Genomic DNA, 24,245 nt, shown 5'->3' with positions numbered 1-24,245 from the left:
CATCTTCATGGCGAAGATGGTTATATCTGGCGCGCCGGTATTTTGTAAGTGTATCGATAAGGACATTATGAATGCTGTGATCATGCAGATTGAATTGGAGCATGACGGCGGTAAAGATTCATCGAAAGAAATTTCGAAATTTAACGATTTTAAACTTTTAGAATTAAATCATCCTATTTTTTCTTATGAATTCTCTTCCAGTCACATTGTATTGAAGAGCAGTTTTATTGAGCATTTCAAACGATACGTAGATCCATATCATCCTACAGTACCCACACCTCCGCCAAACATTATCTAGTTTTTTTATTGGGGTAAATTTTTAGAATTCTTTTTATTGTGCTGATGTAAATACGTGGCTAATGGCCAGGTAATTACTGCATCCTTTAAATTATCTTAAGAAAATCCCCGCGATTTATTCGTTAAAATTTACCAGATAATTATATCGTTATGCAAAAGTTTAACCCGGCCTCAGCAGGCTCGGACGTCAGAAAGTATTTTCTTAAAAAGAATCTTAAAAGAGATCTTCCATCCAGTATTGTTGTGTTCTTAGTGGCATTGCCATTATGTTTAGGTATTGCCCTGGCTTCTGGTGCACCATTATTTGCGGGTTTAATTACTGGAATTATTGGTGGAATTGTTGTTGCCTCGTGTAGCGGCTCGCAGTTAAGTGTGAGCGGGCCTGCCGCTGGATTAACGGTGATTGTGTTAGGTGCGATTACCTCCTTGGGTAATTATCAGACCTTTTTACTGGCGGTTGTTTTGGCTGGGGTTTTTCAATTAATCCTGGGTTTGGTAAAAGCCGGAACTATCGGAAATTATTTTCCATCAAGCGTAATTGAGGGTATGCTGGCAGCCATTGGTTTAATTTTAATATTGAAGCAATTGCCGCACGCCCTGGGCGTAGATACCGATTTTAGTGGTGATGAAGGCTTTTTTCAGCAGGATCATGAGAATACCTTTTCTGCAATTTCTGCAGCAATCGGTCATTTTAGCCTTGCAGCAGTGGTGATCAGTTTACTGGCAATAGCGATTTTAATTATCTGGCCTAAATTTCCAAAATTAGCCGTTGTGCCTGCCCCATTATTAGTGGTGGCTTTGGGGATTTTAGGAACACTTTTTTTCGCTGGAACGGATTATCCACTTCGTGCAGATCAAATGGTTAAAATTCCGGTTGTGAGTGGTTTCAATGGTTTATTGGGTTTATTCACCATGCCAGATTTTTCTCAGCTGGCCAATAAAAACGTTTACATTGTGGCCGTCACCATTGCCGTTGTAGCGAGTTTGGAAACGCTGTTGAGTATCGAAGCTGTTGATAAAATAGATCCGATTAAAAGAGTATCTCCAACAAACCGGGAATTGATTGCACAGGGGATAGGTAACATTACCAGCGGAATGGTTGGTGGTTTACCCATGACATCTGTAATCGTTCGGAGTTCTGCTAACGTAAACGCTGGCGGCCGGACTAAAATGTCTGCGATTTTCCATGGCTTGTGGCTGCTTTTATCATTGCTGTTTATCCCGCAGGTAATTAATATGATTCCGCTTTCCTGTCTGGCTGCAATTTTATTGGTAACCGGTTACAAGCTAACCAGAATAAGCCTTTTTAAACACATGTACCATAAGGGATGGGATCAGTTTGTGCCCTTTGTAGTTACGGTTTTGGCTGTTCTTTTTACTGATTTACTTAAAGGTGTGGCCGTGGGTATGCTATTATCAATATTTTATTTATTGCGTACCAACATGCGGAACCCTTTCTTTTATAGAATCAGCAATGATGGCGATAAAAAGAACATCAGGATTAAACTGGCCGAAGAGGTATCTTTCTTAAATAAGGCAGCGATACAGGTGGTTTTAATGAATATTCCTCGCGAAACAAATGTAATTATCGATGGTTCAAATGCCAGATACATTGATCCCGATGTTTTGGAAACCATTTTCAATTACAAGCATAATGCCTACACAAAAGGTATTATAGTAACCCTGGAGCATATACAGAAACATTATGCTGTGCCCAAATTAACCAACAAGTTTGTAGAAGATATTAATAAATAAAAATCATGTGTGCAAAAACAATAGAAACAGAAGATATATCATACGAAGCATTATTAAAGGGAAATAAAGATTGGGTGAAGGATATGATTACTAAAGATCCTGCCTTTTTTGATAAACTTTCTGAGAGCCAGCGTCCGCCGGTGTTGTGGATTGGTTGTTCTGATAGCCGTGTACCTGCCAACCAGATTACAAACACCAAACCAGGTGATATTTTCGTCCATCGAAACATTGCCAATGTGGTGGTGCATACGGATATGAATATGCTTTCCGTTCTGGATTATTCGGTAAATGTGTTGAAAGTGAAACATGTAATTGTTTGTGGCCATTATGGCTGCGGTGGTGTAAAAGCGGCTTTAGGTAATAAGCAGGTGGGGATTATTGATAACTGGTTGAGAAATATTCGCGATGTTTACCGTACCCACGAAAGTGAAATGGCTATCCTTACAGATCCTGAAGAAAGGTTCGATCGCCTGGTAGAACTCAATGCGATTGAGGGTGCATCAAATATTATGAACACCTCTATTGTACAGGCTGCCTGGGCAAATGGCCAGGAATTATCGGTACATGCATGGGTTTATAGTTTGAAAACAGGAATTATCAAAGACATGGAAGTGACTAGTAATTGCCTGGATGATGTAACGCCTGCATTTAAGATTGGGTAAGATGTATCTTCATGGATATATTTAAGCTGAGATTCGACCAATATCACCGCTTTTAACACCCCGGTCTGCGACCACCCCTCTAAAAGAGGGGAATTACGATCGCCATTCCCCTCCTTTGGAGGGGTGCCCAAAGGGCGGGGTGGTTAAAATAAGAATAAACCATTATCGAACTCCCGCTTAATAAGTCATGAAAGCCCCGGCATTAGTCGGGGCTTTCTATTTTTAGGCACTAAGGTCTTAGGTTAAGGCGATCATGGAATCTTCAATTGCTTTTCGAAGTGCTTTTAAAAACAAAAACCCCTGAAGGTTTCAGAGGTTATCAATTATAGATGTTATTAAGTCACCCAATGAAGCGGACGAAATACCCATCTTCATTGGATGACTGATTTTTATTAATCTTCAGCTAAAAAAGGATAGCGGTAATCTGTTGGTGATTCGAAAACTTCTTTAATGGTACGTGGAGAAACCCAGCGTAACAAGTTAATCATCGAACCCGCTTTATCGTTAGTACCTGAACCTCTTGCGCCACCAAATGGCTGCTGACCTACAACGGCTCCTGTACATTTATCGTTAATGTAGAAATTACCTGCCGAATTGCGTAAAGCGTGTGCTGCTTTATCAATAGCGTAACGATCCTGGGCTATTAAGGCACCAGTTAAGGCATAAGGTGATGTGGTATCAATTACTTCTAAAATTGAATCGAAATCTGCATCGGCGTAAACATAAATCGTTAACACCGGGCCAAATAACTCTTCGCACATGGTGGTGTATTTCGGGTCATTTACAACCAGAACAGTAGGCTCTACGAAATAGCCTTTGCTCTTATCATAATTACCACCAGCGATGATTTCTACGCCTTCGTCTTGTTTCGCCTGATCAATGTACTTCGCTAATTTATCGAAAGAGCGCTCATCAATTACGGCATTGATAAAGTTGGTGAAATCTTCCGTGCCGCCCATTTTAAATGTTGCTAAATCGCGAAGCATTAATTCTTTAATCTCCGGCCAGATGCTTTCTGCAATGTACACTCTTGATGCTGCAGAACATTTTTGCCCCTGGTATTCAAACGCGCCACGTACAATTGCGGTACTGGCGATATCGGTTTGCGCAGAAGGGTGAACAAGAATAAAATCTTTACCGCCAGTTTCTCCTACAATGCGTGGATATGATCTGTATTTATGAATGTTTGTACCAATAGTTTTCCAGATTTCCTGAAAAACTTTCGTAGAACCTGTAAAGTGAATTCCTGCGAAATCTTTGTGATTGAAAATTACTTCACCTGTTTCTGGTCCATCTGCATAAACCAGGTTAACCACTCCATCTGGTAAACCCGCTTCGCGGAAAATTTCCATTAATAGATTGGCCGCATAAACTTGCGTATCTGCTGGTTTCCAAACCACTACATTTCCCATCATTGCTGCAGATGCAGGTAAGTTTGCTGCAATTGCAGTAAAGTTGAATGGTGTAAGTGCAAATACAAAGCCTTCTAAAGGGCGTTGTTCTACGCGGTTCCAGCTACCGCGTGGCGAAACTGGAGGTTGTTGCTTGTAAATATCTACCATATAGCTCACGTTGAAACGTAAGAAGTCGATCAACTCGCAAGCGGCATCAATTTCTGCCTGGTAAGCATTTTTGCTTTGACCTAGCATGGTCGCTGCATTTAATTTATAACGGTATTTGCCTGCAATTAAATCTGCGGCTTTTAAAAAGATAGCTGCTCTGTGTTCCCAGGAAAGGTTTTCCCAATCTTCTTTCGCTGCTAAAGCTGCATCAATTGCCTGTGAGATGTGCGTTTTATCGCCAATGCTGAATTGGGCTAAAACATGTTGATGATCGTGTGGGGCAACAACTTTTCCTTTTTTATCGGTATGAACAGGCTTCCCGCCGATGTACATTGGAATATCTTGTTGGTGTGAGCGGGCTTCGGCTAATGCTTCTTTTAAAAGTGCACGTTCTTTACTGCCTGGGCCATAGTTTAATATAGGTTCGTTTACCGGTGTGGGTACGTTAAAAAATCCTTTAAGCATAGTGTATTTTTTATGAGTTGCCCAAAGGTAATGCTTTTTGAGGGATGGAATTCTATTTATTTGGTAAAGAAAACCGTACGTATACTTAAACGTTAAATTTGTTAATTTAAGAAGCTGCCTAAAAATTATAATTTATCAACTTACGAAATTTCCAAAGCCTGTGCGCTGAAGAATTTCGCAAGTTTCGATGATAATACCACAAAACTTTCGAAGTATTTCCCCCAACAACGGCCACCAAAACTTCGCAAGTTGATATTCATTCATGAAATTTAGACAGTTCATTAGGTAGTTCGCATAATCATTAAAAGCTTCCATATACGTCTATAAAGAATCTGAAACAATTTCTCGAGAAACAAAAAATAGTTTCCAAAGAAAATGTTTCGGGTTGGAGAAACAATTTATGGAGAAACAAAAAGATATTTCTCGTAAATTTGTTTCTCGGATGGTGTAATTTGAATTAAAGTTTAGCAGATTGGCTTAACACAACCAGATATGGCTAAACTTATTGGGAGTAATAAAACTTCTGGTAGTTTACATGAAAAAGGTTTACGTGAACTTAATCCTAAGGCGTTAACTATGTTAAGTACTATTGAACTTTTGTGACTATTTGTGAAAAAGTGCTGATGGTGGCAGTAGGTATGAGGCAAACATGCTCTGACGATTATGCATTCAGATTGGGTATAAACGAAAGAGCGGGTTTTAAGAGCGGCATTTTCCCTTAGAGCAGTAATTTTTGCTTCATCATATCTAAAAAATCTTTTCTGTAGGTTTCGCCAATTAATATTTCTGCCGAAATCCCTTTTAAAATGACCCGGTTTCCATCTATAGAGGTAATCTTGTTGAGCGCAACAATAAATGATTTTTGCACCCTGATAAATTTTGCTTTAGGAAGCCTGTCTTCTACATCCTTCATGGCTAATAAAGCCAGTGTTCTGGTACCATTATGATGGAAGGCAACATAGTTTTTCATTCCTTCCACAAAATCAATTTCCTTAATGTTTATTTTAAGCATTTTTCCTTTGGCTTCTGTTTTAACCAGGAAATAATCATTTTCCTGATGGTTATCTGGTGGGCCCAATTTTTTAATGTTGATAATTTTTTGAGCCTTGCCAATCGCCTGGAGAAAACGAATTAGGGGAATGGGTTTAACCAAATAATCTACCACATCGAGGTCAAAACCATTGGTTGCAAATTCTTTGTAGGCGGTGGTTAATATTACCTGAGTTTCTTTACTATTCATCGTCTGGATGAATTCGATGCCAGAAATTTCGGGCATGTGGATATCCAGGAAAATAAGGTCTACCGGGTTACTGTTTAAAAAACTAAGTGCATCAATCGGATTGGTAAAAGTGGCTAAAATCTGTATCGCAGAAATAGATTTTAGGTAATGTTGGATTACTTCAATGGCATGATCTTCATCATCAACAATAATGCAATTAATCATGAGGTGTAAGGTTTAGGCTTTATGGTTTGCAAGGTGAACTGCTCTAATAAATTAATCTGATTGGCTTGATTAACCTCATTGGCCATTGTACTGAAAGGGATGCTCAGATCTAATAAGTAATCCTGATCAGTTTCGGTGATGTTCAAAATAAACTTTTTCTGGTAATGATGGGCAAGTCTTTTTTTAATATTGTCTAATCCTATTCCACTCGAAAGTTCCTTTGGTCCTTTTTTCTTTAGGTTAAAGGTATTTAAATATACATAGCCATCTGCCTCGTTAATGTTTAAGAAGATTTTTACAGAGTAATTTTTATCTGTGCAATTGCCATGTTTAAGGATATTTTCTACCACGGTGATTAAGATAAGCGGAATCACCCGAACATTCTGGGTATTCCCTTTAATTTGAAAGTCTATTTGTAATTTATGGTTGAAACGGAGTTGATTAATTTTTATTACATTTTTAATGTGTTCGATTTCATCATCGATCAAAGTCATGCGGTCATCACTATCTATTTCGAGTGAGTAACGCATGATTTCGCTTAAGGTCATAATGCCATTTGCAAGTTCTTTTGAGTGGGGTAAGGACTTGGTAAAAAAGAAATTAAGGGTGTTGTTGAGGAAATGGGGATTGATTTGCGCACGAAGGAAAGCATTTTCAGTATCAAGTCTTTCTTTCTCCATCATTTTTAACTGTTTTTCACGCTTAAAGGATTCATTAAAATAGAATAGGCTGAATGATAATATCGCATATTTGATAAACTTATACAAGTTTACGGTAATAAAATCAAAGAAATGAAAGAGTCTAGGTGTAGGTCCATCTGGCCAAACGAAGGGCCTGATATAATAACCTGTTACATACCAAAAAACCGCGTAGGAGGCATGAGCCAAAATTAAAAAAATAATTAATTGCCACGTTCTTAATGGGTAAGTAGAAAAAGTATATATAAACCAGCATAAATAAAAGGCATAAATGTCTGGTAAAAAGGTAAATAAAAAATAAAGTGTACTTATGGAGTAATTTTTAGGCGAAGTAAAAACGCCAGCTGAAATACTAGTTATAATATATGCTAACCAAAGGCCTAAATGATAAAATATGAATTTATATTTTCTTTGAAATTTCAATATACTTATCATTTTGTAGCTGATTAATTATTTTAGTTTTTCTTTGGGATTGTTAAGTTAACTCTATAGAAGAGCTCTTGATCATTTATGATTAATTTAAATCCATCCCCATAATAGTTTTTAAGTCGTGTTCGTAAATTTTTGAGACTAATTCCTTCTAAAGGAATACTGTGTTTATTCTTTTTTTTGTTGAAAGCGTTTACTACTAGGATATCATTATCAATCGTTAGCTTTATTTCTGCTTTAGCATTCTTATTAGTACAATCGCCATGTTTTAAAATGTTTTCGAGAATGGTAGCCAAAGTTAGTGGGACAACTAAGAAGTTTTGTATATCACCAAGGACTATTAAATTTATATTCAGACTATTTTCAAAACGTAACTGATTAATTTTAATCATATTCTTTATTTGTTCAATTTCATCAATTAGTAGTGTTAATTGGTTATTTTGATCAGCCTGTAAAGAATAGCGCATGATCTCTGATAAAGTCATTATTCCATCTGACAATTCCTGAGATAACGGCAACGATTTAGCATAAAAGAAGTTTAAGGTGTTATTTAAAAAGTGAGGATTTATCTGTGCTCTTAAGAATGCATATTCAATTTCTAATTTTTCATTTTGTATTACTCTTAATTGTCTCTGATGATTCAACGTTTTCTTGAAAAATTGAAAACCGAACGCTACAGTATTACACTCTATAAAAATGTAAAATATAACTAAAACAAATTGCCAGAATTTAAATTCGGATGTTGGGATATAATCTTTGCCAATCTTTGGCAGGATACAATAATCAACTATATACCATACCAAAACATAAGAAATAAAAATTAGTATTAGTGATAGAATTAATTTATAAGTTTTTAAGGGAACTAAAAATTTAGAATAAGCATACCAGCTTATGTAAAAGCCATAGAATGTTGGAATGTTTAGTATTAAAATATCAGCGAGTAGATTCTCTAAAATATTACTTGCATAAGCGGAGTTTCTTGAAGCTTTTAACAACACACCTAGTGCAATATAAAATATCCAAAAGCAAATATGATATATAAATACTTTATGTTTTTTGAATAGGTACAAAATTTATAATTTATATTCTTTAACAAATAGCATCCAATCTTTAACATTTTCTGGTATTTCCACGTCAGGTTCAATACCTACATTAGCCATTTTTTTATCGGCTCTAAGTAGTCGTGCAGGCGGATAAACTAATGTGAAAAATTTGCAAGGCATCTGGGTTTCTACACGTTCAAGGTAATTGATTGAACCTGAGCTATTAGTGCCAAAAAGTTTAACTTTTGTGCTTTGTCTTGCCTGTAAAAGAAAGAGTTCGGCACTACTGGCTGATTCATTATTCATTAAAATGGATATGCGTGATGGATTATTTAATATTGTATTGAATTTAATGGTATCTATAGGATATAACAAATAAAGTTGGTTACGATGTGCTTTTAGTTCTAAAACTTTTTTTCTATAACTTTCTTTTATATTTCCAGAAACCAAATTAAAGATTCTTTCGTATCCGTCTTTAATATTATCATCTGTTGCTAAAACTTGTGCCCCTTCCGTAAGTATAGGATCAGTATATAGGTATGGTAATATTTTTTCGAAAGCATCTGCAGCCCCTCCCGAATTGTTTCGCAAATCGATAATTAAATGGTTTGTATTCTTTATTGTTGAATCATTTATGGACATTAAGTCATCCGTCTCCTTTTTAAGCTCAATAGCGAAACTTGGAATAACCAATACAGAAGTATGATCATCAAGCTTTTTAAACTTCGGCTTATATTGATTACTACTTAAATCTTGCTTTGGTAGAAAGTTTCTATAGAACTTTCCTATTTCTTTAAGATCCATAGTATCGCGGTTTATAGAAATTCTGGCAGGATAATCTGAATGATCACGCGCAAAAAATGAAACAAATTGATAGGTCCCATTTTCCTTTTTCAGTCTGAATTTAATTTGTTGCGGAATCCAAAATACTCCGTCAGCCTTTATCATAAAACCAATAAATTCATTTTTATTTAAACTATCACGTACAACTCCAAACTTGTTTGTATTTGTTGAGTTATTCCAAATCCCCTCAACCGGGTCTGGTTTTGTTTTTTCGTTTGCTAAGTAGGATATTAATTTCGTCTCTGACCAATTTGCTTTTTCTTCCATTGAGAAAAAATTGATAACAGAATCTTTTGGTTGATTTGAATTGAAAGCAATAGTCATATGCTTGTCTTTAAAAAAGCCTAACCATTCTTTGCATAAAGAAATGCATTTACTTTCTTTTGTTTTATATGCTATTTTTTTAAGGCTATCTGTAAAGACCTCAAATTGTTTTCGATTTGATTTGTTAACCTTATCTTTAAATCCAACGTAATTTTCTTTAACCTGTTTTACCATAAAAGTAAAATTAGTTGAACAATTACAAGTTTGTGCCTCAGAATTAATGCAAAGAAATAGACAAAATATTATGAATGTATGCTTCATGTTCACCCTATGGAATTGATTAAGATTTTATGAAATTTGGACTAATTTTTTAGACTCAATTCAAATAACTAAAACGTTTGTGCAATCGTCTCATTACAAATATTGGCTCCAGTTGAAATTGGACTATCGCTGTTTGTACCATTTCCTCCATTAATTTTACGCATTTGATCTTTGTTCAAATTAACAAGTTCTTTTCTTTTAAAAAGAAAAACTGTTTTCTTTTCTAATTTTTTAGTTTTCATAAGACTTAGTTTAAGTGTTTTAAATGTATGGCTGCAAAGTATAGTTTATTATGAGTTGGATAAAAAAAACTACACCAAACAGCCTTTTGTGAATACGAAACTATAGGATTAGATATGTAAACCGTAAAGTCTAACTTACTTTTTGTACGTTCTTACAAAATCTATCCAATCAATGGCTTTATCTGAAATAACTATATCTGGGTTGACTCCGACGTTATCTAATGGATGTTTTATGCTATACAATGATTTGGCTGCTGGATAAATAAGGGAATAATATTTGCAAGGCATCATTGAGACTACAGTTTCGCCATAATCAACGACTCCTGAACTATTTGTACCATATAGTTTTACTTTCTTGCTTTGTTTTAGTTGTAAGAGAAAAAGTTCTGCAGCACTACCAGTATTATCGTTTACCAAAACTGAAATACGTTGTGGGTTTTTAAAAACTTTTTCAAATTTAATAGTATCTATTGGATATAAATTATACAACTCACCCTTATGCTCTTTAAGTGTTGCCAAGTCTTTCTTGAGGGAATTTTTTATGCTGTCAGATGCTTCTGGGTATTCAGTAGAATAACCATCTTTAATATTATCTTCTGTTGCCAAAACTACACCGCCAACGGTTAAAATAGGATTGGTGTAGATATAAGGTAACAAACTTTTGTAAACAGATGTTGATCCTCCTCCGTTATCTCTTAAATCAATAATTAGATGCTTGGTTTGCTTTAATATGATTTCATTTTTTTTAACAATACTATCCACTTTAGCTGCATAAGCTAATGATTCAAAAGACGGCATTTCGAATAAGCAGGTTTCATTATCAAGAATCTTAAATTTTGGAGTAAGATCTGCTTCTTTTTCAGCCAACTCTTTATGTTTATAAGGCTCTTTCTGCCATTTTCCAAAAAAATCAAAATCAAGAATATTCTTTTGCTGGATTAATTTCGGATAGTTCATTGAATGATCACCACCTCTGAAAAAAACAGTTTTATACATATTTTTAAATTTTGCAATTCTAAATTTTATTTGCTGTGGAACCCATCTGGAACCATCTGCTTTCAACACAAAAGCGATGAACTCTTGGTTCTTTTTTGTTACATCTTTTATTATGCCAACTTCATAAACCCCGTAACTCCAAATGCCTTCTATCTCATCTAGATTGTTTCTGTTATGTGTTAAGTAAGTTTTAAATGTTTTTTCATTCCAGTTTGTTTTTTCTTCATTCGAAAAAAATAATCGTATAGAATCTGGAGATATCACATCAAAATTGATAGTAAAATTAACATGCTTATCTTTAAAAAAAGTAAGCCATTCTCTACATACAGATATACATTCGTAAGGGTTTGATCGATTTGATACATTTTGTAAACTGTCTGTGAATTTTTCAAAATATCTTATGTTATTAGAATTTACTTTATCAGGATATCCAACATAGTTTTTTTTAACTTTGTTAACCATAAAACGAAAATTATCTGAGCAATTACAGGTTTGCGCACTTACTGAATATGTAACAGATATTATCAATATCATGCATATTATGAATTTCATTGCTTTTGAATTTTAAAAAGTAGATTTTTATTTTATACAACGTTATTAAAAAGTCTAGGAAATATTAACGACCTAATGTTTTAACCGTCTTTTCCATGCAGTCGGGTTTTCCTGAAAAATCTCCGCGATCAGTTTCTATGCCCCCCATTAATCTTTTTCATTTGTTCTTTTGTTAAATTCGAAAGGTTGTTTTTTTAGAAAAGAAAAATTGTTTTCTTTTCTAATTTTTTAGTTTTCGTAAGATATATTTTAATTGTTTTTTAGATGTATGGCCGCAAAATAAAGTTTATCATAAGTCTGATCAAAAAAGATACACCAAAAGGACTTTTGGAGATACAAAACCAGTGGATTAGATATGTAAAACTGTAAAGCCTAACTTACTTTTTGTACGTTCTTACAAAATCTATCCAATCGGTAACATTTGCAGGTATTTTAACCTGTGGTGCAATGCCGATATTATCAAGAGGGCGTTTAATGCTATGTAAAGATTTACTAGCCGGATATGCTACTGTTAAATAGCTGCATGGTAAATTTAGTTTTACAATTTCCCCATAGTCTACTATACCTGCCGTATTTTCACCAAATAGGGTTACTTTTTTACTTTGTTCTGCCCTTAAAATAAATAGTTCGCTACTACTAGCAGTACCGCGATTCATTAGGATAGAAATACGCTCAGGATTTTTTAAAACTTTTTTGAATCTTATTTTTCCAGGCTTATACAAAAGATATAACTCTCCTAAATGGCTCCTTAACTTTTTTACATCTTCTTTTAAACTTTTACGTTCTTCTTCAGATGCAAATGGGTATTCTTTATCATAGGCATTACGTATATTTTCTTCAGTTGCTAAAACTTTTCCGCCATCTACTTTTATCGGATTTGTATAAAGATATGGCAATAAATTTTTAAAACTATTTGTTGACCCTCCAGCGTTATCACGAACATCAATAATTAAGTGTTTAGTATTATTGATGGCCTCTTTATTATGCTCAATCAAACTATCTATTAAATGCTTATAACTAATGTTAAAAGACGGGAGTGCAAGTAAAGATGTTCCATCATTGATTTCAACAAATCTGGTTGATAGATTTTCCTCATAGGAGGATGTTTCCTTAATTTGAGGTTTATATTCTCCCTTGCGCCATTTTCCGAAAAATCCAAAATCTATAGTGTCTCCGCTTTTAATTAATTTTGGAAAAACAATAGAGTGGTCGCCAGCACCAAAATACATAGTCCTATAATTTTGATCAATTTTAGCTACCCTAAATTTTACTTGTTGTGGAAGCCATCTTAATCCATCTGATTTTATAATGAAACCAATGAATTCTTGATTCTTTTTTGTTTGATCTCTAATAATGCCAATTTTATAGGTGTTGTTTTCGTGATTCCATATGCCTTCCAAACTGTCTAAATTATTCGCATTATTTTTCAAATAATTATTCAATAAAGCTTCAGACCATTGTGTTTTTTCAACATCTTTAAAAAATGTCTTTACTGAATCTGTAGATAATTTGTCGAAATTTAATCCAAAGGAAATGTGTTTATCCTTAAAAAAATCGAGCCACTCTCTTGACAAACTTAAACATCTGTATGCATCGGAAACAGTTGCTATTTGCTGTAAACTGTCAGTGAATTTTATGAACTTGTCTTTGTTAGTGACGTTTATCTTATCAGAATAGCCCACATAATTTTTTGAAATTCGTTGGGTTAAATACTTAAAATTATCGCCGCAGTTGCAGTTCTGTGCGCTGGTTTTAATTGTAAAAAGTAAAGCTGTAAACAGGAATATGTATTTCACGACGGGTTAATTATTATACTTTTTTACAAAATCTATCCAATCGGTAACATTTGCAGGTATTGCTATATCAGGTTTTATCCCAATATTATCTAAAGGATAATCAGGTAACCTTAAAGATTTACAAGCTGGATAGTAAAGGGTATAAAAATTACATGGCATTTTGCTGGTAATAAATTCAGTATAATCAATTGCTCCGGAACTATTTGTCCCGTATAGCTTAACCTTTTTACTTTGTTTAGCTTCTAAAAGAAACAATTCGGCAGCGCTTCCTGTATTTCTATTCACTAGAAATGAAACACGTTCAGGGTTTTTGTAAACTGTATTAAATTTTATGGTATCCACCGGGTAAAGCTTATAAAGTTCTCCCTCATGAGCCTTTAAAGTTGCCAGGTCTTTCTTAAATACATTCCTAATGCTATCTGAAACTTCGGGATACTCTTTAGAATAGCCATCCCTAATGTTTTCGGCTGTTGCTAAAACAAAACCTCCTTCTTTTAATATAGGGTTTGTATATAAGTATGGCATGAGTTTTTCATAGACTAAAACAGAACCACCACTATTATTTCTTAAATCTATAATTAAATGTTTAGTGTTTTTTAATATGCTTTCGTTCTTTTTAATTAAGGCTTCTGTTGGGGCTACATAATCTAATTTTCCAAAAGAGGGCATTTCAAATAAGGCTGTTTCATTATCCAATACCCGGAATTTTGGAGAAAGGTCAATTTCTTTTTCATTTTTGAGTGCTATATTTAAAGGTTTAGGTGCTTTAATCCACTTTTTAAAAAAGCCAAAATCTAGCGTATCTGCATCTTTTATTAAGGTAGGATGTTGCTCGGAGTGATCGCCTCCACTAAAATAAATGGTTTGATACTGCCCGCCCTGCTTCATTATTCTAAACTTGACTTGTTGGGGCATCCACCTTACAGAATCTGCTTTGAGCACAAAGGCCATAAACTGATTTGGCTTGATGTCTTTAACAATTCCAACTTCATAAATGCCGGTACTCCATATACCTTCTACAGGATCTAGCTTCGCTTTGTTTTGGATGAGGTAAGATTTAAAACTACTGTCTGTCCAGTTGGTTTTTTCTTCATCTGCAAAAAAAGTCCTGACTGAATCGGAATTTAGTTTATCGAAAGCCATCCCAAAACCAATGTGCTTATCTTTGAAGAATTCTAACCATTCACGACATAAGCTCAAACACTTATATTGATTAGCCTGATTGGCAACCTGTTGTATGCTATCGGTGAATTTTTGAAATTGTAACTGATTCTTCGGTGTTACTTTATCTGCATAACCCACGTAATTTTTAGCCATCTTCTGTGTTAAATATTTGAAATTATCTCCACAGTTGCAATTTTGTGCTTTAAGGCCTGTAAGTATAAATATAAAAAGGAAGACGCATAGTAATTTTTTCATATAGAATAGATGGTGATTAAGTGAGATTTTATCAGCTAATTTGTTAGTTTAATTTGTGGTTAAAAATATAAAAGATTGTCGTAGTAGGCAAAAATTATTGATGAATTGGGCTTTCCTATATATGAAAGTAGCTTTTATGATTGGAATGCTCTGTTTTACTTACGAGGCTCTTTCGCAGGTAAAAAAGGATGGAGCTTAATAGTATGTGTAGCTGATTTATAGTGTAATATGTAATTAAAAGTACATCGTGTCCTTACAAAACGCCATTTGGTGTATCTTTTTTTATGCTGGGAAAAATAAATTCAATACTTGTATCATGTTAGGCCAACAGAGGCGGAAACCTGAAAAGCCTTTAAAGAGTAGGGTATAAAATTTAAATTAAACGACATGAAAAAATTAGAATTAGAAAAAATGGAAAATATTATGGGTGGTGTTAATGGTTTAGGTTGTTTTGCTTACGGACTAGGTTTAGTCTTGGGAGGGCCTACCTCAATTGTTGATTCAATAAGAGGTAGAAGCACTTTAAAAGATTGTTGGAATTCTTAAGTATTAAAAATATTATAAACGTATAAACTTGAAAATCATGAAAAAAATAGAAAAAAAACAAATGGCTGAAATTACAGGTGGATCTAACAGAACATGTCTGTTAGTTGGGATTTTTGGTGGCTTAGGAATACTTGTTTCTGGTGGGGCATTGCTTGTAGGTGCAGTAGCTGCAGGGGGTGGTGGTGCCTCTGCAGGTTGTTTTGGCTAAACATCATTATCTAGAAGTGTAGTAATTCATTATTACACTTCTAAATTTACCAAAAAAATCTCATCTTAATCAAATAAAATATTTATGCTGAACTTAAATAAAATTTCGCTTCAAATCTGGGCTTGTGTGTTTTTCTTGACATTATTGTTAATTAACATAATATTCAAAATAATGGAAAAAGAAATTAACGGAGCCTTAATAGTATTGGCATTTGGAATGATCATAGCACACTTAAATAATAAAAGTAGAAAAGCGTCTTTACAAAAAGAAAAATTGAATAAAGATTGATACACTTTATAGATTTACATGCTGCATAATTTAGTTTAGAAATATTTTTGATATAAAGTTCGCTTGTAACTTCTACACTAAATTTTGAAATCGATGTAAAATTTCTCCTCATCATATGTTTTTTCATTAATTTATTCTAACATGAATAGTAGCATTAGAAGTTGGCACTTACTGTGTACAATTATTTTCATAAGTTTTGCCTTAATTTTCTTATTTAATCAGTTTCTGCTAACAAAAGAGGTTTATTATAGTAGTTTTCAGGATCAGTTAGATAATGGTAGAATTGACGAACTATTTAATTTTAAGGCTAAGTTTGTATGGATAGGATTTCTATTCATCCCGGTATGGTTAATCCTTAAAAATTTTATTGTTGGTTTATGTTTACAAGTTGGTTTACTTTTAAACAATACTAAATTAAAATTTGGCATTACCTTTAAAATAGCATTAACTGCTGAATTTATTTTTTTATTGCCACAACTTTTTAAACTATGTTGGTTCTTGATTTTTAAAACTGATTATACAGTTACTGAGGTTCAACAGTTTTATCCGCTATCTGCACTAAATTTATTTAACCCAGAAAATTTACCTGCATTATTAATTTATCCTTTCCAAACCTTTAATGTTTTTGAGCTATTATATTGGATCTTATTAGCTGGTGGTATTAAACAGGCTTTAAACACAGATCTTAATCAAGGTTTGAAAGTAGTATTTTATGGTTATATACCCGCGCTGGTGCTATGGATGATATGCATAATGTTTATTAGTGTTTCTCTGAACCCGGCAACGTAGTTACGATCCAATTTAGTTTAATTTTTATGAAGAAAATAATTATAGCAATAGGCATTTTAGCCTTTTGCCTGGCTGGGCTATTGACTTATAAAATTGTTCAAAAGTTTAATAGGAATAAAATTATAGCCAAAGAAAAGCAAGCACTACCAGTTTTTCAGTTTTACGATCAAGACCTTCAAAAATTTAGCGCTACACAATTACAATCAAATGTTCCAGTTTGCATTTTCTATTATAATGCCGAATGTGAGCATTGTGATTACGAAGCTAAAGAGATCAGGAAGCATATCCGTGCCTTTGAAAAAGCTCAGGTGGTGATGGTTTCTACCAATATACCTAAAGAAACTGCGCAATTTATCAATGCACATCAATTAAAAGATTACGCTTTTATCACCTGGCTTTACGATAAAGAATATAATTTCTATAAATGGTTTGGCAAATCGGTTACTCCATCTGTTTATATCTATAACGAGCAGCATGAGCTGGTGAAAGAATATACCGGTGAGGTTAAGATCTCTGCTGTACTTAAATATTTAGATCATGAAAAATAAAGCTGGTAAAACACTTGTATTACAGCATGACAGTAGTGATTGTGGTGTAGCTTGTTTGCTTTCTGCGGTACAATACTTTGGAGGAAGCAGCAGTTTGGAGCATTTAAGAAAAATAAGTGGTACTGACGGTAATGGTACCACTTTATTAGGGCTTTGTGAAGGTGCTACTCATGTAGATCTGAAAGCTGAAGCCTTTGAAGCTGAACCTCAACACTTAATGGAATTAAAGGAGTTATGTTTGTTACATATAAAATTAGAGAACGAAATGGAGCATTATGTGCTCTGTTATGGGTATGATGATAAAAACAAGGAATTTATTATTGGTGATCCGGCAAAAGGGGTGGAGTATTGGACTAAGGAAACTTTATCCAATTTTTGGGTATCTAAAATTCTATTAACACTGAGACCAGTTGAAAGCTTTTTATCCTCCCAAAATAAAAAAAAGCAGAAATTCAAATGGTTTTTAAATATACTTAGTGAAGATTATAATATTTTACTTGCTTCTACATTTTTAGGCGTCGTTATTGCTAGTTTAGGGCTTTCTACTGCTTTATTTACGCAAAAATTAGTTGATGAGATTATTCCGAAGAACCAAGTAAATAAAATGATAAGCGGCTTGGTTATTTTACTTTGTTTGCTAATCTCAAAATCTATCGTCGCCTTTTTAAGGCAGCTCTTTCTGCTTAAGCAAACCAAAGATTTTAATGAAAGAATCACAGGTAATTTTATTTCCAAATTATTATATCTACCAAAACTGTTTTTCGATAGCAGAAAAACAGGTGATTTAATTTCAAGATTAAATGATACCCAAAGGATTCAGCGGAGTGTTGCTTTTTTAAGTGGAAGCTTCGTAATTGATTTTTTGATTGTAATCATTTCCTCTGTATACCTGTTTCACTATCATTATGGAATCGCATTAACAACCTTGGCAGCGATTCCGCTAATGGGCTTGATTACTTTCAAATTCAAAAAGAAGATTCTTGCAAATAATACTGAAGCAATGGCTTCTTATTCAGCTAATGAAAGTAATTATATAGATGTTATTCAAGGGATTAGTGTGATTAAGACAGCGAATAAAGAGGAAGATTTTATTCGTAGATCGATTAATTACTTTTCCAATTTCCAACTCAAAAATTACACATTGGGGAAAACAAGTAATCAGTTTAACTTATTCGTGGAAATTTTTGCTTCGATCATCATCGTTTTAATTATCAGTCAGATTTCATATTTAACTTTACATCAGAAATTAAAAATTGGTGAGATGATGGCAATCTTATCTATTGCGATAAGTATTATACCTTCCTGTACAAGGTTAATGCTAACAAACCTGCAAATTCAGGAGGCAGTTGTAGCTTTTGAAAGAGTTTATGAATTTGCAGATACTCCTCCAGAAAATGATGGCGATACCTTAATTACAGACGATGAATGGGATGGCGTATTTGAACAAATTGAAATAAAAGATTTAAGTTTCAGGTTTGCAGGTAGAACACCTTTATTGAAGTCGATTAATCTTGAAATATACAAAGGGAAAATATCGGTACTATTGGGTAATAGCGGGTGTGGGAAAAGTACACTCCTTCAAATTCTTCAGAAATTTTATAGACAGGAATCGGGCTTTGTTTTGGTTAATGGTAAGTATGAACTGCAAAATATACCTACTCATAAATGGCGTAGTATAATCGGTGTTGTGCCGCAAGAGATTAAGTTGTTTAACTCCAGTATAATAGAGAATATTTGTTTAAGTAAGGAGGAAAGTGATTTTGAAGACGTTTTGAGGTTATGTAAAGGATATGGTATGGAATCTTTTTTCTATCAATTTCCGCAGGGATTAGCCACGAGAATTGGCGAAGATGGGCTAAGCCTTTCTGGTGGACAAAAGCAGATTGTCGGCTTGTTGAGAGCACTTTTTAATAAGCCTCAATTGCTATTGCTCGATGAAGCAACAGCGTCTCTTGATCCTGATATGGAAACCTTTATTTTAAATTTGCTTTTAGCCCTGAAGAAAAATATGGCAATTTTTTTAATTACGCATAAGGAAAGCACAGCCCTGATCGCTGATTTTAAATTTATAATCCAAGATAAAGTTGCCTCTAAATTATTGGTTAATGAAATAATTTAAGGCATTTTATCGCTGTAATGTGCCATTTGGTGTATCATTTTTTAAGCTTGGAAAAATAAATTCAATACTTGTATCATGTTAGGCCAACAGAGGCGGAAACCGAAAAGCCTTTAAAGAGTAGGGAACAAAATTTAAATTAAACGACATGAAAAAATTAGAATTACAAAACTTTGGTGTTCAGGAGATGGATGCTAAAGAAATGACATTGGAAAATGGAGGAAGGTTTGGCTTAGGTGATTATTTGGTTGGGCACTTAATTGATGCCTGGGTAGAAATATGGTATGCAGCCGGGCAAGAAGGAGGAAGATATCAACAATCACTACCGTCTGGGTTAAAAAAATAAGTTGCAATTATGAGTTACATTTAGGTGTAACTCATAATTTTAAAACAGATAGCAAACTAAATTTTTCTTACTTGTTATTACGTTAATTTTTCTAAATCAATAAATATGATTAATAGTGCAGTTAAGTTGAAAAATGCTTCAAAAAATCCAATAGTATTTATCATTATATTTTCATTCTTTTTATTAATTGTGAGCTTTTTATATGATTATTTTACAGAAGTTATTGGATTAAAGTATGGGATTAATGCTGTTCAAAATAATGAAGTTCATGATAGGACACTGACTTATAAACTAATTTTGGCTTGTTTTATAGCCCCAATACTTGAAACCTATTTTTTTCAATCAGTACCCTATCATATTTTAAAGGAGAAAAAATTTGAAAATTGGAAGATCATACTGTGTTCAGCCATTTTATTTGGCTTACTCCACTTTTCAAACCTTGCGTATTTGCTTTTTGGTTTCTTTTCGGGAATTGTATTAATTGTAGCGTATATATATTGGGAAGGAACGCGGCTAAGTAAAGTTATAATTGTTTGTATCATTCACGTTTTTCATAATATACTTGTTCTTTTCAGCGATTTAGTTAATCTTAAGTAGTTTTGATAAAGAGAAAGTTTAGCTTTTGATTTCAATTATATATTATTATTTTAGGGATAATACATTAGCTTTTTAAATATTCACCATTTATGCCAACCATATGATATTGCTTCTCCTAATTTCCAGCCTCTTAACAGTTGTACCCTTTTTGGTATTGATTAACACTAAGCCTAAAAAAAATAGTCTGTTTATCCTTAACGTTCTTTCCTTAACTTTTGGCGTTATGTTATTATCCCTGCCTGCAGGCGAGTTTATAGGTAAGGCGCTTTATTATTTCACCCATTAACATTGGCTTTTGATTACAAAACATCCCATCTTTTGTGAGTTTGATAGCCATCATGAACATGCAGATGCTGTTTCTATTTCGGTTAGTTTAAATTTTCTTCAGCATTTCATTTTCCATCATTAATTTTATTCCTGTTTGATGGGATAATTCCAAATTCGATTTATCAGACCTTTCATCCCTACAATCTCCCTGTTGGTGTATCATTTTTGTTGCCCTTCCATTTTAATCCAAAATTGCCCACATAAATTAATGTAGTCAATATGGCCGTTGAAAAAGAGGCAGATCTGGAGAACAATGTTTTGGTTTTTTTACACCAAACAAAAGTGAGTACCCAGATTATTTATTCTATAACCTTACTAGCGATTATTGCTGCAATCTCTGCACTTCCTTTTATCTATACCACGGTAAGTGTTAAAGGCAGTGGTTCTTTGCAAAGTAATATTGAAAAAAATGAGTTGCTGGCACCAGTGTCTGGAAGGATCACCATGATTAATTTAACAGATAATAAAAAAATAAAAAGGGGAGATCTCCTTTTAAATATAGATCCAACGCTCCAGGAAAAGCAGGGAATGATTTTAAGCACTCGTACAAATGAACTTAATGATTTGTTAAACGATGCTACGCTCGTGTTAAAAACAGTCGATTTAAGCAGTGCCGGATTACCAGCACTGCACACCGGCTTATATGCTGCCAGTTGGCAACAGTTTATGGAGCAAACTCAAAACGCTTCTAATGCAAAAATGCAGGCATATAAAATCTACACCAGATATGAAACCTTGTTTAACAAGAAGGTAGTTACGCAGGCAGAGTACGAACAATATAAATTCAATTACGATCAGGCGCTTTCTGATTTTAATCTGGTGGCCCGGAAATATAAAACGCAATGGCAAACTGAAGTTAATCAATACCGTAAAGAATTAAAAGATCTGAATGATCAAAAGGTTCAGCTTACCGAGCAGGAAAAACTATACCAACTTACCGCACATATCGATGGTACTGTTCAGGGGTTATCTGGTTTGCAAGTCGGTTCAATTGTTTCTGCAGGACAAAAAATAGGAGAGGTTTCTCCGGATAGTGCATTGCTCGCCATTAATTATATTAAACCATCCGATATAGGCTTAATTAAAAAAGGACAGGAAGCCAGGTTTCAGATAGATGCCTTTAATTACAATCAATGGGGGATGTTAACAGGTATTGTTACCGATATTTCTGACGACATCATTATGATTAACCAGAATCCATATTTTAAGGTGAAGTGTAAGTTGAATAAAGACTATTTGCAATTAAAAAATGGTTATAAAGGTCAGGTAAAAAAAGGAATGAGTTTCAGTGCCCGTTTCACCATCGCCAGAAGAAGCCTTTATCAATTGCTTTATGATAAGGTAGACGACTGGCTAAACCCGAATGGAGCTAAAGGCTAGACGAAAGCTAAAAGCTTAAAGATTAAAGCTAAAAGGTAATGGTTAAAAAGTCTGAATAAAACATCCTCATATCTCACATCTGAAACTCATGTCTATTTTAATTAAACAACGCGATATTACTGATTGTGGAGCTGCTTGTCTGGCATCAGTTTCGGCCTTTCATAAATTAAAAATGCCAGTTGCCCGAATCAGGCAGTTGGCCAGTACCGATCAAAAAGGTACCAATGTTTTAGGCTTAACAGAAGCTGCAGTTAAACTCGGTTTTGAAGCTAAAGGTGTACGTGGTCAGGTAGATAGCTTAACAAAAATTCCGCTACCCGCAATTGCTCACGTGGTGGTTAAAAAACAATTGCAGCATTATGTGGTACTATACAAAGCCACAGATAAACATATTGAGATAATGGATCCTGGTGATGGCAAAATTCACCGTAAAACTGTAGAGGAGTTTGCAGCCGAATGGACAGGAGTATTGGTTTTAATGTTGCCTGATGAAAGTTTTAAAAAAGGGAATGAAAAGGTAGATACGGGGAGCAGGTTCTGGAATCTGATTAAACCACACAAAACCATTGCTATGCAGGCACTTTTTGGTGCACTGATGTATACTATCCTTGGTTTATCTACCTCTATCTTTGTCCAAAAAATAACCGATCATGTTTTGGTTGATGGTAACCGAAATCTACTGAACGTGATGAGTCTGGCAATGATTGCGATCTTATTGCTGCAATTATTTATTGGCACGGCGAAAACTATTTTTACCATCCGCACCGGACAACAAATTGATGCCCGTTTAATTTTAGGCTATTACAAGCACCTGCTGAAATTACCACAACAGTTTTTTGATACCATGCGTGTTGGAGAAATTATTTCGAGGGTTAACGATGCGGTAAAGATCAGGGCATTTATTAACGATGTTTCCATTAACCTGGTGGTAAACGTTTTTATCGTTATTTTTTCCTTCGTGCTCATGTTCAGTTATTACTGGAAGCTTGCGCTGATGATGCTTGTCGTTATTCCGCTTTACCTGCTGATTTATTATGTGAGCAATGGCTTAAATAAAAAGATCCAAAGAAAGCTGATGGAGGAATCTGCAGATTTGGAGTCGCAATTGGTAGAGGGTTTAAATAATGTAGCTACGATTAAACGTTTTGGCCTGGAACGTTTTACGAATGAAAAAACCGAAACACATTTTGTTTCCTTGCTTAGAACCATTTATAAATCAGGAATGAATGGCGTTTTCTCTGGAACATCAACCGAAGTTATTGCCAGATTGCTGACCATTATCTTATTATGGGTAGGAGCGGGATATGTTTTAGATGGCGAAATTACTCCGGGAGAATTATTTTCATTTTATACGTTGATTGGTTATTTCACTGCGCCAGCTGCCTCACTGATTGGAGCCAATAAGGCAATTCAGGATGCCATCATTGCTTCTGACCGTTTATTTGAAATTATTGATCTGGAAGTGGAACAGGATACCTCTAGTGTACACCTTACTAAAGAATTAATTGGAAACATTCGTTTCGAACATGTTGCTTTCCGCTATGGTAGTCGTGTTAACGTTTTTGAAGATCTGAATCTGAATATTGAAGCTGGTTCATTTACCGCCATTGTTGGAGAAAGTGGCTCTGGTAAATCTACCTTAATGTCGCTGCTGCAGAATATTTATCCTATTCAATCTGGAAATATCTTTATAGGGATTAATGCCATTAAATACCTAAATAATAATTCGTTGCGAAACATTTTAAGTGTGGTTCCTCAAAAAATAGATCTTTTTGCAGGTAATGTAGTGGATAATATTGCGGTGGGAGATTATGAAGCGGATATGCAACGTATTATAAACATTTGTTCGCAATTGGGAATTATGGCTTTCATTGAAGAATTGCCGGAAGGCTTTCAAACCTATCTGGGTGAAAACGGCGCTTCGTTATCTGGCGGACAAAAACAACGCATCGCAATTGCCAGGGCTTTGTACCGTAACCCTGAAATTTTAATATTGGATGAGGCTACTTCATCTTTAGATTCGGCTTCAGAACAATATGTTCAACGGACGATAGACTTATTAAGGAAGCAGAATAAAACGATCATCATTATCGCACATCGGTTAACTACCATCAGAAAAGCAGACAAAATTATTGTTTTAGATAAAGGGAAAGTGGTAGAAGAAGGAAGCCATACGGAAATGATCTTTGCAGATGGTCATTATGCAAACTTATGGAAACAGCAGTTTGGCGATGATGATTTGACCAACCTGTTAACGCCATCACTGGAATTTGTCAATTCTAAAATTGTATCCTAGTGATTTAACGAAATTA

The 24,245-nt window shown here is 34.4% G+C and carries 21 protein-coding genes; 12 read left to right on the top strand and 9 right to left on the bottom strand.

What is annotated here, in order from left to right; all coding sequences use genetic code 11:
- Positions 1-7: 7 nt before the first annotated feature.
- The 3 genes from ACN1CD_RS09725 to can all read left to right on the top strand — a co-directional run bounded on the left by ACN1CD_RS09725 (position 8) and on the right by can (position 2,714).
- Positions 8-298, top strand: coding sequence for a hypothetical protein (locus tag ACN1CD_RS09725; protein ID WP_419130197.1), 291 nt, complete (start codon positions 8-10; stop codon positions 296-298).
- A 149-nt stretch (positions 299-447) separates the two neighbouring features.
- The gene (locus tag ACN1CD_RS09720) at positions 448-2,052 is read left to right on the top strand and encodes a SulP family inorganic anion transporter (RefSeq protein WP_419130196.1); all 1,605 of its coding nucleotides are present in this window, start codon (positions 448-450) and stop codon (positions 2,050-2,052) included.
- 5 nt (positions 2,053-2,057) lie between these two features.
- Positions 2,058-2,714, top strand: coding sequence for a carbonate dehydratase (can, locus tag ACN1CD_RS09715; protein WP_419130195.1), 657 nt, complete (start codon positions 2,058-2,060; stop codon positions 2,712-2,714).
- Positions 2,715-3,106: 392 nt separating this feature from the next.
- Here can and pruA read toward each other — a convergent pair whose 3' ends face one another.
- From pruA to ACN1CD_RS09670, 9 genes are all read right to left on the bottom strand, one after another.
- Positions 3,107-4,741 (bottom strand): L-glutamate gamma-semialdehyde dehydrogenase, encoded by a 1,635-nt coding sequence (pruA, locus tag ACN1CD_RS09710; RefSeq protein WP_419130194.1) that lies wholly within the window; start codon positions 4,739-4,741, stop codon positions 3,107-3,109.
- A 718-nt stretch (positions 4,742-5,459) separates the two neighbouring features.
- Positions 5,460-6,185 (bottom strand): LytR/AlgR family response regulator transcription factor, encoded by a 726-nt coding sequence (locus tag ACN1CD_RS09705; RefSeq protein WP_419130193.1) that lies wholly within the window; start codon positions 6,183-6,185, stop codon positions 5,460-5,462.
- Entirely contained in the window at positions 6,182-6,868 is a 687-nt protein-coding gene (locus ACN1CD_RS09700; RefSeq protein ID WP_419130192.1) for a sensor histidine kinase, read from the bottom strand. The genes ACN1CD_RS09705 and ACN1CD_RS09700 overlap by 4 nt, the downstream gene beginning before the upstream one ends.
- Before the next feature lie 470 nt (positions 6,869-7,338).
- The gene (locus ACN1CD_RS09695; RefSeq protein WP_419130191.1) at positions 7,339-8,382 is read right to left on the bottom strand and encodes a sensor histidine kinase; all 1,044 of its coding nucleotides are present in this window, start codon (positions 8,380-8,382) and stop codon (positions 7,339-7,341) included.
- 3 nt (positions 8,383-8,385) lie between these two features.
- Positions 8,386-9,696, bottom strand: coding sequence for a S41 family peptidase (locus tag ACN1CD_RS09690; protein WP_419130190.1), 1,311 nt, complete (start codon positions 9,694-9,696; stop codon positions 8,386-8,388).
- A gap of 155 nt (positions 9,697-9,851) precedes the next feature.
- Positions 9,852-10,025 (bottom strand): hypothetical protein, encoded by a 174-nt coding sequence (locus ACN1CD_RS09685; protein ID WP_419130189.1) that lies wholly within the window; start codon positions 10,023-10,025, stop codon positions 9,852-9,854.
- 135 nt (positions 10,026-10,160) lie between these two features.
- Positions 10,161-11,573: a S41 family peptidase gene (locus ACN1CD_RS09680; RefSeq protein WP_419130188.1), complete on the bottom strand. Its 1,413-nt coding sequence runs from the start codon at positions 11,571-11,573 to the stop codon at positions 10,161-10,163.
- 377 nt (positions 11,574-11,950) lie between these two features.
- Positions 11,951-13,369: a S41 family peptidase gene (locus ACN1CD_RS09675; protein ID WP_419130187.1), complete on the bottom strand. Its 1,419-nt coding sequence runs from the start codon at positions 13,367-13,369 to the stop codon at positions 11,951-11,953.
- A gap of 6 nt (positions 13,370-13,375) precedes the next feature.
- Positions 13,376-14,686, bottom strand: coding sequence for a S41 family peptidase (locus ACN1CD_RS09670; RefSeq protein WP_419130186.1), 1,311 nt, complete (start codon positions 14,684-14,686; stop codon positions 13,376-13,378).
- A gap of 489 nt (positions 14,687-15,175) precedes the next feature.
- Between ACN1CD_RS09670 and ACN1CD_RS09665 the strand changes: the two genes are divergently transcribed.
- The 9 genes from ACN1CD_RS09665 to ACN1CD_RS09625 all read left to right on the top strand — a co-directional run bounded on the left by ACN1CD_RS09665 (position 15,176) and on the right by ACN1CD_RS09625 (position 24,229).
- Complete coding sequence (locus tag ACN1CD_RS09665) at positions 15,176-15,334, top strand: hypothetical protein (protein ID WP_419130185.1); 159 nt, start codon at positions 15,176-15,178, stop codon at positions 15,332-15,334.
- A 37-nt stretch (positions 15,335-15,371) separates the two neighbouring features.
- A complete protein-coding gene (locus ACN1CD_RS09660; protein WP_419130184.1) occupies positions 15,372-15,542 on the top strand; it encodes a hypothetical protein in 171 nt (56 codons plus the stop codon).
- A 429-nt stretch (positions 15,543-15,971) separates the two neighbouring features.
- Positions 15,972-16,619, top strand: a complete 648-nt coding sequence (locus ACN1CD_RS09655; protein WP_419130183.1) for a hypothetical protein — start codon at positions 15,972-15,974, stop codon at positions 16,617-16,619.
- Positions 16,620-16,645: 26 nt separating this feature from the next.
- Entirely contained in the window at positions 16,646-17,167 is a 522-nt protein-coding gene (locus tag ACN1CD_RS09650; RefSeq protein ID WP_419130182.1) for a peroxiredoxin family protein, read from the top strand.
- On the top strand, positions 17,157-19,286 hold the full coding sequence (locus ACN1CD_RS09645) for a peptidase domain-containing ABC transporter (RefSeq protein ID WP_419130181.1): 2,130 nt from the start codon (positions 17,157-17,159) through the stop codon (positions 19,284-19,286). Before ACN1CD_RS09650 ends, ACN1CD_RS09645 begins: the two co-directional genes overlap by 11 nt.
- 145 nt (positions 19,287-19,431) lie before the next feature.
- Positions 19,432-19,629 (top strand): hypothetical protein, encoded by a 198-nt coding sequence (locus ACN1CD_RS09640; protein ID WP_419130180.1) that lies wholly within the window; start codon positions 19,432-19,434, stop codon positions 19,627-19,629.
- 105 nt (positions 19,630-19,734) lie between these two features.
- Complete coding sequence (locus tag ACN1CD_RS09635) at positions 19,735-20,226, top strand: lysostaphin resistance A-like protein (RefSeq protein ID WP_419130179.1); 492 nt, start codon at positions 19,735-19,737, stop codon at positions 20,224-20,226.
- 546 nt (positions 20,227-20,772) lie between these two features.
- A complete protein-coding gene (locus tag ACN1CD_RS09630) occupies positions 20,773-21,933 on the top strand; it encodes an HlyD family secretion protein (protein WP_419130178.1) in 1,161 nt (386 codons plus the stop codon).
- A gap of 88 nt (positions 21,934-22,021) precedes the next feature.
- On the top strand, positions 22,022-24,229 hold the full coding sequence (locus tag ACN1CD_RS09625; RefSeq protein ID WP_419130177.1) for a peptidase domain-containing ABC transporter: 2,208 nt from the start codon (positions 22,022-22,024) through the stop codon (positions 24,227-24,229).
- Positions 24,230-24,245: the final 16 nt, after the last annotated feature.

It is taken from the genome of Pedobacter sp. N23S346, from assembly GCF_048515415.1.
Lineage (GTDB): Bacteria > Bacteroidota > Bacteroidia > Sphingobacteriales > Sphingobacteriaceae > Pedobacter.
Note: the sequence above shows the minus strand (reverse complement) of the source record. Positions and strands in the feature narration are given on the sequence as shown.

Bases quoted from the DNA above. Each gene is read 5' to 3' on its own strand.
- ACN1CD_RS09725 (WP_419130197.1), top strand. From the start codon at position 8: ATGGCGAAGATGGTTATATCTGGCGCGCCGGTATTTTGTAAGTGTATC.
- ACN1CD_RS09720 (WP_419130196.1), top strand. From the start codon at position 448: ATGCAAAAGTTTAACCCGGCCTCAGCAGGCTCGGACGTCAGAAAGTAT.
- can (WP_419130195.1), top strand. From the start codon at position 2,058: ATGTGTGCAAAAACAATAGAAACAGAAGATATATCATACGAAGCATTA.
- pruA (WP_419130194.1), bottom strand. From the start codon at position 4,741: ATGCTTAAAGGATTTTTTAACGTACCCACACCGGTAAACGAACCTATA.
- ACN1CD_RS09705 (WP_419130193.1), bottom strand. From the start codon at position 6,185: ATGATTAATTGCATTATTGTTGATGATGAAGATCATGCCATTGAAGTA.
- ACN1CD_RS09700 (WP_419130192.1), bottom strand. From the start codon at position 6,868: ATGATGGAGAAAGAAAGACTTGATACTGAAAATGCTTTCCTTCGTGCG.
- ACN1CD_RS09690 (WP_419130190.1), bottom strand. From the start codon at position 9,696: ATGGTAAAACAGGTTAAAGAAAATTACGTTGGATTTAAAGATAAGGTT.
- ACN1CD_RS09685 (WP_419130189.1), bottom strand. From the start codon at position 10,025: ATGAAAACTAAAAAATTAGAAAAGAAAACAGTTTTTCTTTTTAAAAGA.
- ACN1CD_RS09680 (WP_419130188.1), bottom strand. From the start codon at position 11,573: ATGAAATTCATAATATGCATGATATTGATAATATCTGTTACATATTCA.
- ACN1CD_RS09670 (WP_419130186.1), bottom strand. From the start codon at position 14,686: ATGGCTAAAAATTACGTGGGTTATGCAGATAAAGTAACACCGAAGAAT.
- ACN1CD_RS09665 (WP_419130185.1), top strand. From the start codon at position 15,176: ATGAAAAAATTAGAATTAGAAAAAATGGAAAATATTATGGGTGGTGTT.
- ACN1CD_RS09660 (WP_419130184.1), top strand. From the start codon at position 15,372: ATGAAAAAAATAGAAAAAAAACAAATGGCTGAAATTACAGGTGGATCT.
- ACN1CD_RS09655 (WP_419130183.1), top strand. From the start codon at position 15,972: ATGAATAGTAGCATTAGAAGTTGGCACTTACTGTGTACAATTATTTTC.
- ACN1CD_RS09650 (WP_419130182.1), top strand. From the start codon at position 16,646: ATGAAGAAAATAATTATAGCAATAGGCATTTTAGCCTTTTGCCTGGCT.
- ACN1CD_RS09645 (WP_419130181.1), top strand. From the start codon at position 17,157: ATGAAAAATAAAGCTGGTAAAACACTTGTATTACAGCATGACAGTAGT.
- ACN1CD_RS09640 (WP_419130180.1), top strand. From the start codon at position 19,432: ATGAAAAAATTAGAATTACAAAACTTTGGTGTTCAGGAGATGGATGCT.
- ACN1CD_RS09635 (WP_419130179.1), top strand. From the start codon at position 19,735: ATGATTAATAGTGCAGTTAAGTTGAAAAATGCTTCAAAAAATCCAATA.
- ACN1CD_RS09630 (WP_419130178.1), top strand. From the start codon at position 20,773: ATGGCCGTTGAAAAAGAGGCAGATCTGGAGAACAATGTTTTGGTTTTT.
- ACN1CD_RS09625 (WP_419130177.1), top strand. From the start codon at position 22,022: ATGTCTATTTTAATTAAACAACGCGATATTACTGATTGTGGAGCTGCT.